This is a genomic window from Olsenella absiana (assembly GCF_036408855.1).
GTDB classification, from domain to species: domain Bacteria; phylum Actinomycetota; class Coriobacteriia; order Coriobacteriales; family Atopobiaceae; genus Olsenella_K; species Olsenella_K absiana.
The window spans coordinates 96,777-110,861 of sequence record NZ_JAZGJQ010000004.1 but is presented as its reverse complement, the minus strand read 5'-3'; the positions used below and the strand labels follow the sequence as shown (position 1 = coordinate 110,861).

The 14,085-nt window shown below is 69.2% G+C and carries 13 protein-coding genes; 6 read left to right on the top strand and 7 right to left on the bottom strand.

The window, feature by feature from the left end:
* Positions 1-109: 109 nt before the first annotated feature.
* On the top strand, positions 110-721 hold the full coding sequence (locus VXJ25_RS05330; RefSeq protein WP_330958178.1) for a DUF3841 domain-containing protein: 612 nt from the start codon (positions 110-112) through the stop codon (positions 719-721).
* Positions 714-1,349 (top strand): DUF3841 domain-containing protein, encoded by a 636-nt coding sequence (locus tag VXJ25_RS05325; protein WP_330958177.1) that lies wholly within the window; start codon positions 714-716, stop codon positions 1,347-1,349. Before VXJ25_RS05330 ends, VXJ25_RS05325 begins: the two co-directional genes overlap by 8 nt.
* A gap of 70 nt (positions 1,350-1,419) precedes the next feature.
* Here VXJ25_RS05325 and VXJ25_RS05320 read toward each other — a convergent pair whose 3' ends face one another.
* Positions 1,420-2,766 (bottom strand): glycosyltransferase, encoded by a 1,347-nt coding sequence (locus VXJ25_RS05320; protein ID WP_330958176.1) that lies wholly within the window; start codon positions 2,764-2,766, stop codon positions 1,420-1,422.
* 177 nt (positions 2,767-2,943) lie between these two features.
* Between VXJ25_RS05320 and VXJ25_RS05315 the strand changes: the two genes are divergently transcribed.
* Positions 2,944-3,735, top strand: a complete 792-nt coding sequence (locus VXJ25_RS05315; RefSeq protein WP_330958175.1) for an HAD family hydrolase — start codon at positions 2,944-2,946, stop codon at positions 3,733-3,735.
* A 68-nt stretch (positions 3,736-3,803) separates the two neighbouring features.
* Here the strand turns inward: VXJ25_RS05315 and VXJ25_RS05310 are convergent, their stop codons facing one another.
* Both VXJ25_RS05310 and trkA read right to left on the bottom strand, forming a co-directional pair.
* Entirely contained in the window at positions 3,804-5,300 is a 1,497-nt protein-coding gene (locus VXJ25_RS05310; protein ID WP_330958174.1) for a TrkH family potassium uptake protein, read from the bottom strand.
* 19 nt (positions 5,301-5,319) lie between these two features.
* Positions 5,320-6,675, bottom strand: a complete 1,356-nt coding sequence (trkA, locus tag VXJ25_RS05305) for a Trk system potassium transporter TrkA (RefSeq protein WP_330958173.1) — start codon at positions 6,673-6,675, stop codon at positions 5,320-5,322.
* A gap of 160 nt (positions 6,676-6,835) precedes the next feature.
* On the opposite strand from trkA, the gene ettA reads away from it, so the two are divergent.
* The gene (gene ettA, locus VXJ25_RS05300; protein WP_330958172.1) at positions 6,836-8,515 is read left to right on the top strand and encodes an energy-dependent translational throttle protein EttA; all 1,680 of its coding nucleotides are present in this window, start codon (positions 6,836-6,838) and stop codon (positions 8,513-8,515) included.
* 15 nt (positions 8,516-8,530) lie between these two features.
* Complete coding sequence (locus VXJ25_RS05295) at positions 8,531-9,019, top strand: phosphatase PAP2 family protein (RefSeq protein ID WP_330958171.1); 489 nt, start codon at positions 8,531-8,533, stop codon at positions 9,017-9,019.
* Positions 9,020-9,033: 14 nt separating this feature from the next.
* On the opposite strand, the gene VXJ25_RS05290 is transcribed toward VXJ25_RS05295, so the two are convergent.
* From VXJ25_RS05290 to VXJ25_RS05275, 4 genes are all read right to left on the bottom strand, one after another.
* Positions 9,034-10,194 (bottom strand): glycoside hydrolase family 25 protein, encoded by a 1,161-nt coding sequence (locus VXJ25_RS05290; RefSeq protein WP_330958170.1) that lies wholly within the window; start codon positions 10,192-10,194, stop codon positions 9,034-9,036.
* A 28-nt stretch (positions 10,195-10,222) separates the two neighbouring features.
* Positions 10,223-10,903, bottom strand: a complete 681-nt coding sequence (pyrE, locus tag VXJ25_RS05285; RefSeq protein ID WP_330958169.1) for an orotate phosphoribosyltransferase — start codon at positions 10,901-10,903, stop codon at positions 10,223-10,225.
* A gap of 42 nt (positions 10,904-10,945) precedes the next feature.
* Positions 10,946-11,980: an alpha/beta hydrolase gene (locus VXJ25_RS05280; RefSeq protein ID WP_330958168.1), complete on the bottom strand. Its 1,035-nt coding sequence runs from the start codon at positions 11,978-11,980 to the stop codon at positions 10,946-10,948.
* A 184-nt stretch (positions 11,981-12,164) separates the two neighbouring features.
* Positions 12,165-12,713 (bottom strand): gamma carbonic anhydrase family protein, encoded by a 549-nt coding sequence (locus VXJ25_RS05275; RefSeq protein ID WP_330958167.1) that lies wholly within the window; start codon positions 12,711-12,713, stop codon positions 12,165-12,167.
* A 217-nt stretch (positions 12,714-12,930) separates the two neighbouring features.
* Between VXJ25_RS05275 and VXJ25_RS05270 the strand changes: the two genes are divergently transcribed.
* Positions 12,931-14,085 (top strand): aldo/keto reductase, encoded by a 1,155-nt coding sequence (locus VXJ25_RS05270; protein WP_330958166.1) that lies wholly within the window; start codon positions 12,931-12,933, stop codon positions 14,083-14,085.

Below are 14,085 nucleotides of genomic sequence, written 5' to 3'. Positions count from 1 at the left end.
GCTTCTCGGCGGGCACGCCTTGTACTAGAGTGTCCCTGTGGCGCGGCTCCGCGGATCGGCCGGAAGGTCCGCCCCACGTGCCACGTCCAGTACGGAGAGAGGAGCGCCCATGGCGGAGCCCGGCGTCACGAACCCCGGCGCAAAGGTCGTCCGCGCCTACACCAGGCAGGTCCTCCCCATGTGGGAGGAGCTCAAGGAGAAGGGCCGCTACTTCGTGCGCGAGGAGTACGTGCGCGCCAAGAACGACACAATCTCCGACTACTACCTCGAGCTCTACCGCTGGTGCACGGCGGCTGCCAAGCGGCACGGCGTCAGGGTCCCCGAGGGGCTGACGCTGCCCATCTGGCTCTCCCTGAGCGAGGCCCAGCGCCTCTCGCCGTCGGCGGACACGGTCTCGCTCACGCTGGACGTCCCGCGCGACGAACTCTGCATCATCGACTACAACAAGTGGGGCTACCGCGTGAACGACTTCTATGTTCCCAAGGACGAGGCCGACGAGCGCGCGCACAACCAGGAGCTCCAGAAGCGCGGCATCAGTAACGAGGCCATGCTCATCATGGGACACCTGGGCAACTACTACCCGGACATGAAGCGCAAGGTCATAGCCAGCTGGGACAGGGTCTTCACTCCGAACGAGGACATCGACCAGAACGTCGGCGTCTGCTGGGAGATCCTCCCCGAGTGGGTCGTGGACGCGAAGGTGGGATGCGAAGATGAGTGATAGCGAGCCGCAAGCCTCGGGCGAGAAGGACGTCGAGCCCCAGGCGCCCGCGGCCAGCCCCGACACGATCGTGCTCTGGACCTGCCAGGCGCCGGTCGTCGTCGAGACGATCCGCCGCGACGGCGTGACGCACGTGAAGCGCGAGTACGTCGAGCGGAAGTACGGCGACGCGGCGTGGTCGTTCGAGGTGGCCTACGGCTTCTTCCGCCAGGGGGCCGAGAGGATCGTGCCGAGGCCCGCGGAGGCCGAGTCCGCCATCTGGGCGTACCGCCGCGAGGCCTACGCCTACCCCACGCCCGGCTACTACTCGCTCATGCTCGAGGTCCCGCGCGACCAGTGCGTCCTTTTCGACCTGCGCGTCTGGAACAAGATTCTCTCGCTGCACTACGTGGGAGAGTCCCGCAAGGAGGAGCGCGCGTTCGAGCACGAGCTTGAGCGGCAGGGCGTCAAGCAGCCCAGCGAGCTCTTCTCCACGCCGTACTACCCCGTGCTCAAGCGCAAGGTGACGGACAGCTGGCAGCGGCTCTTCAACTCGGCGGAGGGCTGCGATGACGACTACGTCCAGGCCGGCCTCTGGGAGATTCGCTCCGAGTGGGTCAAGCACTGCGTGAGGCTCGAGGAGGTCTAGCGCGGCCGCGCCGGCCGCCCGCGGACAGCCGCCCGCGCTCGCCGCGCCGGCGGCCGTCCGCGGCTCGCGCCTAGCGTGCGAGAAGCTCGCGCTCGTTCGCGGCGATCCTGGCGCTGACCTCGCGCCAGGCGCGCACGTCCTCCTCGCTGATGCCGGCGAAGCGGGCGGCGTCGTAGTCCGCGAGCGAGGTCCTGATGGCCTCCTCGACCGGCGCGGCCTTCTCGCCCAGCACCACGTGGACCACGCGGCGCGACTCCTGCGAGGCGTCGGTCGCGGCGGTGGGGCTCACCGTGTGGGGCTCGCGCTCCACGATCGTGTCGACGAGGCCCTTGCGCGAGAGGCGCGTGAGCTGCGCGGAGAGCGAGACCGTGTTGGTGTCGAGGTACTCGGCGAGCTCGGCCTTGGTGCAGCCGTCGGTTATGGTGACGAAGGCGAGCGCGCGGGCGTCGGCCAGCGACAGGCCGAACTGCGTCGCCACCGTGTCGAGGTAGCGCTCGAGCAGCTTGTCCGCGAAGAAGGCGTCCGCCACGGCGCTGTTGGCCATGGTCTGCCCCACGTGCACGGTCATGCGCTCCTTGCCGAGCCGCTTGGTGCCGGGCAGGCCCGGCGTGGCGCCGCCGTCGCCGGCGAACTGCAGCATGAAGGCGTAGATCTCCGGCTTGCGCACGGTGTACTCGTCCTTGTCGTACACCTTCTTGTAAAAGTCGCGGTAGTACTGGATCACGTTGAGCTTCATCTGCACGGTGCTGGCGAAGGTCCCCTGGGAGACGAGCGACCCCTCGGTCTTGACGTAGTAGTAGAGGGGCACGCCGAGCGGGTAGATGGAGCGGCAGCGCAGCACGTACTCCATGTTGAAGATGAAGTCCTCCGACCAGCTGATGTCCGGGTCCATCCTGAGGTGGTGCTCCTCGAGGATGGAGCGGCGGAAGAGCTTGTTCCACAGCACGCCGTAGTAGAAGTCGGCAGGGTTGCGCATCATGAGCTCGGCGTACTCCTCGCGCGAGACCGGCCGGTCGAAGTCGATGTCGCCCTTGGGGGCGACGCGGGTTCCCACGACGCGGTAGAAGTCGCAGATGACCATGTCGACGTCGTAGTCCTCCATCGCGTGGACGAGCAGGCGCGTCGCCTCCGGGGAGATCCAGTCGTCGGCGTCCAGGAACTGCACGTAGTCGCCGCGCGCCTCGTCGAGTGCGCGGTTGCGCGCGCGGGAGACGCCGCCGTTTCCCTGGTGGATCGCCCGCACGCGGGGGTCGTGCGCGGCGTAGTCGTCCAGGATCCGGCCGGAGGAGTCGTCGCTGCCGTCGTCGACGGCGATGAGCTCGAAGTCCGAGAAGTCCTGCGCGAGGATGCTGTCGATGCAGCGGCCCACGACCTTCTCGGCGTTGTACACGGGCACGATGATGGTGACCTTCGGCATGGTTGGGCTCCCAGCAGGCTCGGGACGCCGCGCGCCCCCGGTTCGCGTGCGCCATCCATTGTAGCCAAGCGGCCCCGGGCCCCGCGTGCGGGCTGGGGAGACCGCCGGGCGCAGGCGACGGAGAAGGACCTCGGCTTGCGGTATCATCCACACAACAGCCAGCGCCGGAGGGGGACTATGGACGTCGGGAGAGGCGGGGCGGGCCCTGCGTCGGGCGTCGCCTTCGCGAGCGACTTGGACGGGACGCTCTGCCCCCAGGGCTCGTGGAGCCGCTTCGACGCGGCGGACGTGGCCGCCATCCGGGAGCTCCAGCGTGCGGGCGGCCTCTTCGGCATCTGCACCGGCCGCTCGGCCGGCGGCGTGGCCCATGCGCTCGAGCGGGGAGCGGCGGACGTCACGCTCGACTTCCAGATCGTCGCGACCGGCGCGCTCGTGCTCGACGGGGCGGGTCGGGAGGTCTTCTCCTGCCGGGCGGACCCCGCGGCCGTGGAGCGCGTCGTCGACCGCTACCTGGGAAGGCTCCCCCTCGTCGTGCAGGCCGGCGACCACATGTGCACCTTCGGCGAGCCCACGCGCGACCAGGTCCCGATCAGATCGGTGGCCGACCTCGGCGACCGCGTCCTTGGCGTCTCGCTCGCGGCGGGCTCGCCTGCGGGCGCCCGCGAGGTCGCCGCCTGGGTGAACGCGGAGCTGGGCGACAAGCTCGTCGCCTTCGAGAACGTGCGGAACGTGGACGTGGTGGCGCGGGGCTGCTCCAAGGGCCGCGCCGTGGACGTGGTCCGTCGCCACCTCGGGGCGAGTCTGGTCGCGGTCATCGGCGACTCCTACAACGACCTGCCCATGTTCGCGGCGGCAGACGTCGCCTTCGCCTTCGCCGACTCGCCGCGGGAGGTACGCGAGAAGGCCGACCGGCTGGTGGGGTCGTTCGCCGAGGCGGTCGCCGCCCTCCTCGGCCAGAGCCACGCCTAGGCGGCGCGCGACTCCGGTCCGAGCCGCGTCCGGCCCGCGCAGCGTCCGGGCCGCGCGTCCTTCTCGGCCTAGGCGGCGACGCGCGATGCGCGCAGGCGGCCCCTCGCGCGCTTGCGCCCCTTGTTGGCGCCCTTCGTCCAGACGTCGGGGTTGAGCATCACGAGCACGGGGAAGAGCTCGAGCCTGCCCGCGAGCATGTCGAACATCAGCACGGCCTTCGAGAGGTAGCCGTAGGTGGAGAAGTTGCTCATGGGGCCGACGACCTCGAGGCCGGGGCCGATGTTGTTGAGCGTGGCCGCCACGGCGGAGAAGTTCGTCCCAAAGGAGAAGCCGTCGACGGAGACCACGAGGACGGAGAGGGCGAACACGAACACGTAGAGGATCAGGAAGATGTAGACGGAGCCGACCTGCTCCTCGGAGACGGGCTCGCCGTCCATGCGGACCTTCATCACGTTGTGCGGGTGCACGTAGGAGCGGATGCCCCTCTTGGCGGCGCGCAGGAAGATGAGGATGCGGGAGACCTTGAGGCCGCCGCCGGTGGAGCCGGCGCAGGCGCCGATGCACATCAGGAGCAGCAGGACCTCCTTGGAGAGGGAGGGCCACAGGTCGAAGTTGGTCGTGGAGTAGCCCGTCGTCGTGATGATCGAGGCCACCTGGAAGAGCGCGGCGCGCACGCACTCGCCGGCGGAGGCGTACATCCTGAGCGTGTCGAAGGAGATGATCACGATGGCCGCCAGGATGATGCCCAGGTAGGCGCGGACCTCCTCCATGCGGAAGGCGTCGCGGGCGCGCCTGGTGGTGAGCAGGTAGTAGAAGGAGAAGTTCACGCCGAAGGCGATCATGAACACGGAGGTGACCACCTGCTGGAAGGGCGTGTAGGAGGCGCAGGAGTCGTTGAGGACGCCGAAGCCGCCCGTGCCGGCGCTGCCGAAGGTGATGCAGAGGGCGTCGAACCAGTACATGCCGGAGGCGAGCAGGATGAGGATCTGCACGATGGTCATCACGAGGTAGATCCGGTAGAGGATCTTGGCCGTGTCGCGCACGTGCGGCACGAACTTGGAGACGTTGTAGCCGGGGCTCTCCGCCTTCATGAGGTTCATCTGCGAGCCGGAGCGGACCGGGAACATCATCAGGATGAACACGAGCACGCCCATGCCGCCGATCCAGTGCGAGAAGCTCCTCCAGAAGCGCGTCGCGTGCGAGAGCGCCTCGACGTCAGAGACGATGGAGGCGCCGGTGGTCGTGAAGCCAGAGATGATCTCGAACAGGGCGTCGACGTAGTTGGGGATCTCGCCGGTCATCACGAAGGGCAGGGCACCGAACAGCGACAGCACGAGCCAGGCGAGAGAGACGGCGACCATGCCGTCCTTGGTGTAGATCTCGGTCTCGCGCGGCCGCCTGGCCGTCCCCGCGAAGCCGATCGTGAGGCAGATCAGCATGCAGAGCAGGAAGGCGAAGCCGGTCTGCTCGTGGAAGACGAGGGCGATGAGGCAGGGGAGGGCCATGATGGCCCCCTCGACCCTGAGTACCCAGGCGAGCACGTAGCGAATCATCGGGTAGTTCATCTGGGGGACACTCCTGCCGTCAGGCGAGGATATCGTGAATATCCTGGAACCCTATGTTGGTGGTTATTACGATGACCGAGTCGCCGCTGCGGATCACGTCGGAGCCGCTCGGCACGATCAGGTTCCCGTCGCGGAAGATGCCGGCCACGAGGACGTCCCTCTTGAGGCGCATGTCGGCCAGCCGGACGCCGGTCACGACCGAGTCGTCCTTGATCTTGAACTCGAGCGCCTCCGCGCGGCCGTCGAGCATCTTGTACATGACCTCGACGTTGCTGCCCATGCCGTTGCGGGTCGCGCGCACGTAGCGCACGATCGACTCCGCGGTGATGGTGCGCGGGGAGACGATGGCGTCGAGGTTGAGCTTCTTCACGACGCCGTTCACCTCCATGTGGCTGAGCTTGGTGACCACCTTGTACTTGATGATGTCCCTGGCGTACAGCGACAGGATGATGTTCTCCTCGTCGATGCCCGTGCCGGCGAGCATGGAGTCCATCGTCTCGATGTGCTCCTCCTTGAGGAACTCCTGGTCGGAGCCGTCGCCGTGGATGATGGTGGCGTTGGGGAGGAGCTCTGCGAGCTCCTCGCAGCGCTTGTAGTCCTGCTCGATGATCTTGGAGCGGATGCCCACCTCGTCGAGGATCTGCGCGAGGTAGAAGCTGACCTTGCCGCCGCCGATGAGCAGGGCGTTGTGGACGCGGTCCTTCTGCATGCCCATGCGGCGGAAGAACTCGTCGGCCACGCCGGGCATCGCCATGATGGAGAGGATGTCGCCCTCGCGGGCCTCGAAGGAGCCGTCGGGGATGATCACGTCGTCGCCGCGGCGCGCCATGCAGACGAGGACGTTGGTCGAGAGCCTCTTGGAGAGCTCGCGCAGGGGCATCCCGACGAGGCTGCAACCCTCGGGGACCCTGAAGCTGATGAGGCTCGTGCGGCGCTTCGCGAAGCTGTAGACCTCTGACGCCTGCGGGAAGCGCAGGAGGTGCGAGGTCTCGAGCGCGGCCTCGTACTCGGGGTTGATGGTCATCGAGACGCCGAGCTTCTCCTGCAGGAAGTTGCGCTCGGCGGAGTAGATGGGGTTCCTGACCCTGGCGACCGTCCTGCAGCCGCCCGCCTTCTTGGCGAGGACGCAGCACAGGAGGTTGACCTCGTCGCTCTGGGTGACGGCGACGAGCATGTCGGCATGCTCGATGCCCGCCTCGGAGAGCGTCTTGAAGCTCGTGGCGTTGCCCACGACGCCCATCACGTCGTAGATGGTGGAGATGCCGTCCACCCGCTCGGCGTTGGTGTCCACGACGGTGATGTCGTTGTCCTCGTTGACGAGCTGGGCGGCGATGGTCCTTCCGACCTTGCCGCAACCGACCACAATGACCTGCATGGCGACTCTCTCTCGGCTTGGATGATACGGGCGAATTATAGCAGCGCGGTCTCGGGGGGAAGTCAGACACTTGTCTAGTTTATAATGATGCATTCAAATGACGCAAAGCGGCCCCGGCGCGAGCGCGCCCGGGCGAGGCGAGAAGAACCGGGGGTCTCACATGGCGGAGTTCATCTACCAGATGGAGCGGGTCCGCAAGGACTACGACAACAAGGTCATCCTCGACGACGTCACGATGGGGTTCTTCCCCGGCGCCAAGATCGGCGTCGTGGGCCCCAACGGCATGGGCAAGTCCACCCTGCTCAAGATCATGGCCGGCGTGGAGGACACCACCAACGGCGAGGCGCGGCTGAGCGAGGGCTACACCGTGGGCTACCTGCCCCAGGAGCCCCAGCTCGACCCCACCAAGACGGTCAAGGGCAACATCGAGGAGGCCTTCGGCGACGTGCTCGCCAAGGTCGCGCGCTTCAACGAGGTCAGCGAGCAGATGGCCGACCCCGACGCGGACTTCGACGCCCTCATGGCCGAGATGGGCGACCTGCAGACCCAGATCGACGCGGTGGGCGGCTGGGACCTCGACTCCCAGCTCTCGCAGGCGATGGACGCCCTGCAGTGCCCCGACCCCGACGAGGGCGTCGAGCACCTCTCCGGCGGCGAGCGCCGCCGCGTCGCACTCTGCAAGATCCTGCTCGAGGCGCCCGACCTTCTCCTGCTCGACGAGCCGACCAACCACCTCGACGCCGAGAGCGTCCTGTGGCTGGAGCAGTTCCTCAAGAACTACCAGGGGGCGGTGCTGGCCGTCACGCACGACCGCTACTTCCTGGACAACGTCGCCGAGTGGATCTGCGAGGTCGACCGCGGGACCCTCTACCCCTACAAGGGCAACTACTCCACCTACCTGGAGACCAAGGCCGCCCGCCTCGAGATGGAGAGCAAGCAGAACGCGCGTCGCGCCAAGAAGATGAAGAGCGAGCTCGAGTGGGTGCGCAGCTCCCAGAAGGCCCGCCAGGCCAAGAGCAAGGCGCGCCTGGCCGCCTACGAGCAGATGGAGGCGGAGGCCAAGAGCGGCCGCGAGGTCGACTTCACGGAGATCCACATCCCGCTGGGGCCGCGCCTGGGCGCCAAGGTGCTCGAGGCCGACCACCTGCACAAGGCCTTCGGCGACCACGTGCTCTTCGACGACCTCACCTTCAGCCTGCCGCGCAACGGCATCGTGGGTGTCATAGGCCCCAACGGCGTCGGCAAGTCCACGCTGTTCAAGATGATCGTGGGCAAGGACGTCCCGACCTCCGGCACGCTCGAGCTGGGCGAGACGGTCAGGCTCTCCTACGTCGACCAGAACCGCGAGGGCATCGACGGCGACAAGACCGTCTGGGAGGTCGTGTCCGACGGCAACGACTTCATGCGCGTCGGCGACCAGGAGATCCCGAGCAGGGCCTACGTCTCCGCCTTCGGCTTCAAGGGCACCGACCAGCAGAAGCGCGCGGGCGTGCTCTCCGGCGGCGAGCGCAACCGCCTCAACCTCGCGCTCACGCTCAAGCAGGGAGGGAACCTCCTGCTGCTCGACGAGCCGACCAACGACCTCGACACCGAGACGCTCGAGAGCCTCGAGGAGGCCCTGCTCGAGTTCCCCGGTTGCTCGGTGATCACGAGCCACGACCGCTGGTTCATGGACCGCATCTGCACGCACATCCTGGCGTGGGAGGGCACCGACGAGGACACCGGCGCCTGGCACTGGTTCGAGGGCAACTTCGCCGACTACCAGCGCGACCGCGAGAAGCGCCTGGGCCCCGACCTCTCCAAGCCGCACCGCCTGCACCGCAAGCTCACGCGGGACTAGCCGGGGGGCCGCCTCGTGACCGCGGGGGACTACGCGCGCTGGACCGCCCCGCTCAGGGCCCGTCCCCGCGCCCGGGCGGCGCTGTTTTGCGCCAACCGGGCGCTCACCCTCCTGGGCTACGCCCTCTACCCGCTGCTGCTGGTCCTGGCCTGGCTCTGGGCCAGGCCCCTCCTCTGGCGCGCCCTCGTGGTCGCGCCCGTCGCCTTCGTGGCGTTCAGCCTCCTCCGGGCGCGCATCGACGCGCCCCGGCCCTACGAGGCGCTCGACATCGACCCGCTCCTCGCGCGGAAGGGGGGCGGGGTCTCCTTCCCCTCCCGGCACGCCTTCTCGCTCTCGCTGATCGGCATGTGCTGGCTGCCCCTCTGCGCGCCCGTCGGCTGGGCGATCGTCGCCGCCGCCGCGCTGCTCGGCGTGGTGCGGGTGCTCGGGGGCATCCACTGGCCGCGCGACGTGGCCTGGGGCCTGGCGCTCGGCGTCGCCTGCGGGCTGCTCGTCTGCCTGTAGGCGAGAGCCGCGAGCTAGCCGTCCTGCTCGGTCGTGCCCGCAGCCTGCGCCTGGTAGGCGGCGAGCTGCGGCGTAAGGTCGATGTCCATGTCGACGAGGGTCCGGATGCCGTCGACCGTCCCGCTCGAGCTGTACTGCCAGATGCCGAACGCGAGGTCCATGACGGGACGCGTGTCGTAGCAGGCGTACCAGAAGCCGTAGGGGGCGAACTCCTCGAGCCGGAGGTGGCCGAGGTCGGGCTTGTTGCCGTAGACCATCGCCCGGTAGCCGCCCTCCTCGACCCTCTCGCAGAAGGCGTGCGCGATCGCGTTCATCTCGTCGTCCGTGAGGCCATGGACGCGCGTCGCCTCGGCCGAGGTGGGCTCGAGGTCGAAGGCGACGGGGTAGTTGAGCTCGGCGCCGCGCAGCTGGGCCAGGACGAAATCCGCCTCCTCCCGGGCCTCCTCCACGCTCACGGCCTGGCTGTAGAAGTAGGCGCCCACGTCGAGACCGGCGGCGCGGGCCCCGGCGAGGTTGGCGGAGAAGTACGCGTCGGCACCTATCGCGCCGTTCTCGGTGCCGCGGTAGCCGACCCGCACGATCGCGAAGCTGACGCCGTCGTCGGCGACGGCGTCCCAGTCGATGGCGCCCTGGTGCTCGGATACGTCGACGCCCGTGCGGCTGACGTCCTCGCCGCCGACGATGTAGTGGTAGCGGCCGTCGACGCCCACCGAGAGGCGCCCCCACTCGTAGGGGTTGGCGTAGGTGAGGCCGGGATCCTCGAGCCCGAGGCTCACCTGGGCGTCTGGGTCCATGGGCCTGCGGCGGGCCGTGAGCGAGCGGAAGAGGTCGTAGCCCCCCGCGATGAGGACGGCCAGCGCGAGGACGCCGATCGCGACGCCGACGGCGCGCAGCACGGGGTGGCTGCGGGAGACGCTGACGCGGAGCCGCTCGTGGGCCGGGCGCCTGCCGCGGCCCCGCGAGCGCGTGGAGCGAGAAGAGCCCGCGCGCGGGGAGGTGCGCCCGGCGCGCGTCCGCGCCGCGGGGCGCGCCGCGGTGCGGGAGGAGCCGGAGCGGGAGGTACCGGAGCGGGAGGAGCCCGCGCGCGGGGAGGGCGAGCCGCCACGCGACCTGCCGCGGGAGGAGGCCCCTCCCGCGGCGCGCGAACCCTGGCTCCTCCCGCGACCGGCGCCCATGAGCTCCGCGGTCCTTCTCGCCCCGGCGCTACCTGACGCCGTAGCGCTCGTAGTAGGCGTCGATGGCGGCCTTGCAGTCGTCGTCGATCACCACGCGGCCGGCGACCTCGTGGTTGTGGAGGAGGCTCGTGACCTCGGACATGGTGACGATGGACGCCGTGGGGAAGCCGTACTTGTCGGAGATCTCGTCGATGGCGGCCTTCTCGCCGCCCTTGCCGACCTCCTGGCGGTTGAGGGAGACCATGAGGCCCACGACCTCGACGTCGGCGGCGGCCTTGAGCTTGGGGTAGGTCTCGTCGATGGACTTGCCGGAGGTGGTCACGTCCTCGACCATGACCACGCGGTCGCCGTCGGCGAGGGTCGCGCCGAGGAGGCTGCCCTTGTCGGCGCCGTGGTCCTTGGCCTCCTTGCGGTCGGCGCAGTAGCGGACCTCCTTGCCGAAGAGCTCGTCGAGGGCGATGGCCGTGGCGACGGCGATGGGGATGCCCTTGTAGGCGGGGCCGAAGACGACGTCGAAGTCGAGGCCGAAGCTCGCCTCGATGGCCTTGGCGTAGTAGGTGCCGAGCCTGTGCAGCTGCTGGCCGGTGACGTAGGCGCCGGCGTTCATGAAGAAGGGCGACCTGCGGCCGCTCTTGAGGGTGAAGTCGCCGAACTTGAGCACGTCGCTCTCGACCATGAACTCGACGAACTCGCGCTTGTAGTCTTCCATGGGGCCTTCCTTAGGTGTCGTGTGCCGTCCGGCCGCTCGTGGCTAGTCCATCGAGATGGCGTCCACGATGGTCTGTATCGCCCTCGTCGCCTCGGGCAGGGGGTAGAGCGGGAAGTCGTTGTTGAGGCCGCGGCCCTCCACCAGCTCGGCGTGGGCGCCGGTCGCGCGGACGCGCTCGTAGAAGAGGCGGGCGTCGGGGTAGAGGATCTCCCTCGTGCCTGCGAAGACGAGCACGTTGCGCAGGCCGTGGACGTTGCCGTTGATGGGGGAGAGGTGGTAGTCGTCGAGGTCGGTGTCGCCCGCCCAGAGCTTGGCCACGCGCCTCATGCCGAAGGCCGAGAGGAGCGGGTCGTTGGGCTGGTAGGCGTTGACCAGCGGGTTGTTGAGCGTGGCGTCTACCCACGGCGAGATGAGGACGAGGTGGGCGGGCTGCTCGGAGCCCTCCTCCGCGAGCTGCTCCGCGAAGGCCGCCGCGATCCCGCCGCCCGCCTCGTCGCCCATGAGGGTGACGTTCTGGGCGCCGAACTCTGCGACCGTGTGGTCGTAGAGGCCCTCGATGAGGTCGAAGGCCTCCTTCCAGCGGTGGTCCGGGGCGAGCGGGTAGAGGGGCACGATGACCTCGGCGCGCGACTGGCGGGCGATGGAGTCGAGGAAGTGCCAGAGGTTGGAGTCCGGCTGGCCGAGCAGCGAGCCGCCGTGCAGGTAGATGACCGCCCGGTCGTTGAGGTCGCGCTTGTTGAGCAGGAAGGTCTGCATGCCGTTGAAGCTGCGCTCCTCGACCGGGACGCGGAAGCCCACGATCTTGTAGTGGAAGTCGAGCGCGGCGGGCATGGAGTAGCGCTCGGCGTTGGCCCTGGCGCTCTCCAGGATGTAGTTGTCCCAGGTGACGGGCTCGTTCATGCGCTTGCGCGTGCCCTTGAGCCAGTAGTAGATCTCCGACGCGGTGCCCATGTTGGAGCGGTGGAACACGCCGTGCGAGACGGCCGTGAAGCCCGCGAAGAGGCCGGCGGGAACGCAGGCCGCGACGCCCGCTATCTTGAGGGCCCTGCGCAAGGGGGCCTTGCTCTTGGAAGCCATGTCTTCTCCTCGTCTCCGATGAGCGCCCCGAGCGCCCCGGGCGCCTCGACGGTCGCGTCCGGTCCCTCGGGGCCATTCTCGTAAGCGTAGCAGGATGGGCGCCCCGGCGCCACGCCCGCGGCGGGGCGGCGCCTGCCGGGTGGGGCGGCGTCGGGGGCGTCGTGTACGCGTCCGCCCGGGGGCGCTACGCCCGCCGCCCGTCCGCGCCCCCGTCGAGCTCGCGCTGGGCGAGCATGACGTAGGTCTCCGCGTTCCGCCTGTTGGCGACGACCTCATCGGGGCGCAGGGCGCGCACCACCCTGGCGGGGCTGCCGAGGGCGAGGTGGCCGTCGGGGACCTCGGTCCCCTGCGTCACGAGGGCGCCCGCGCCGACGATGCAGTCCCTGCCGACGGTCGCGCCGTCGAGGACGATGGCGCCCATGCCGACGAGGGAGTTGTCGCCCACGCTGCAGCCGTGCAGGATCGCGGCGTGCCCGACCGTGACGCCCTCGCCGAGCGTGACGGGGAAGCCCTCGTCCACGTGGATGACGGCGTTGTCCTGCACGTTGGAGCCGGCGCCGATCGTGACCGGGGCCTCGTCCGCCCGGATCACGGCGTTGTACCAGACGCTGCAGGAGCCCGCCAGGCTGACGTCGCCCACCACGCGGGCCCCCTCCGCGACGAAGACGCCGCCCTCGCGCCAGCCCTCCGCGGCTGCCGCGTCGGCCGCGGCCGCACGTCCTTCTCGTACCATGAGTGCCTCCCGTCCTCTGCCCCCGCCGGGGCCGGTCGCGCCCGCGCCCGTCCTGGCCCTCGGCCGGGGGATGCCGGCGGCGGGGCCGGCCGCCGGGCGCCGATGTTGGTATGATTCTTGCATTATCCGGTCGAAAGGTGCGGTCGAGACCGCGTTTCCGCACGTGGGCACGGCGGGCGGGGGAACCCGGCCCGCTCGTCACGTCCTGGGAGGTAACATGGCATACGGAGAGACCTATCTCGGCAAGGGTACGCCCAAGCTCGGCTTCGGCATGATGCGCCTGCCGAAGCTCGAGGACGGCTCGATGGACCTGGCGCAGATCGAGCAGATGGTCGACAGGTTCCTCGCGGCGGGCTTCACCTACTTCGACACCGCCTACGTCTACGACGGGGGCGCCTCCGAGCGGGTCACCGGCAAGGCGCTGGTCGAGCGCTACCCACGCGACTCGTACGCGATCGCCACCAAGGCCAACGCCTGGCTCGGCAGCCCCACGGAGGAGGAGGTCAAGCAGCAGTTCGAGACCTCGCGCGAGCGCCTGGGGGTCGACTACTTCGACTACTACCTGCTCCACGCGATCCAGGCCAACAACGCGCAGACCTACGAGGACTTCGGGCTGTGGGACTGGGCCCGCGGCCTCAAGGAGAAGGGCCTCGTGAGGAACTGGGGCTTCTCGTTCCACAGCTCGCCCGAGCACCTCGACCGGCTCCTCACCCAGCACCCGGACGTGGACTTCATCCAGCTGCAGGTCAACTACGCCGACTGGGACCAGGAGAACGTCTGGAGCCGCCGCAACGTCGAGGTCGCCGAGGCCCACGGCGTGCCCTACACGGTCATGGAGCCGGTGAAGGGCGGCACGCTGGCGGTCCCGCCGCGCAAGGTGCGCGAGATCTTCGATGCGGCCAGCTCCCAGGCGGGCCCGGACGCGAGCTACGCCAGCTGGGCGGTGCGCTTCGCCGCGTCCCAGCCGGGCGTCATCACGGTCCTCTCGGGCATGAGCACCCTGGCGCAGGTCGAGGACAACGTGAGCTACATGGCGCCGGGCACGTTCGCGCCGCTCGACGAGGGCGAGCTCGAGTGCGTCCGCGCCGCGCGCCGCGCGCTCGACGAGAGCGAGCAGATTCGCTGCACCGCCTGCCACTACTGCTGCGACGGCTGCCCGCAGGGCATCCCCATCCCCGACTTCTTCTCTGCCATGAACTACAAGCTGGTGTTCGAGGACGAGGCCTCCGCGCGGTCGCGCTACCGCAGCGCGGCGGACAAGGCCGGCGTCGAGGCCGGCGACTGCATCGGCTGCGGCCAGTGCGAGGGCGCCTGCCCGCAGGGGCTCCCGATCATCTCCTACCTCCAGCAGGTGTCCGAGGCGCTCGAGTAG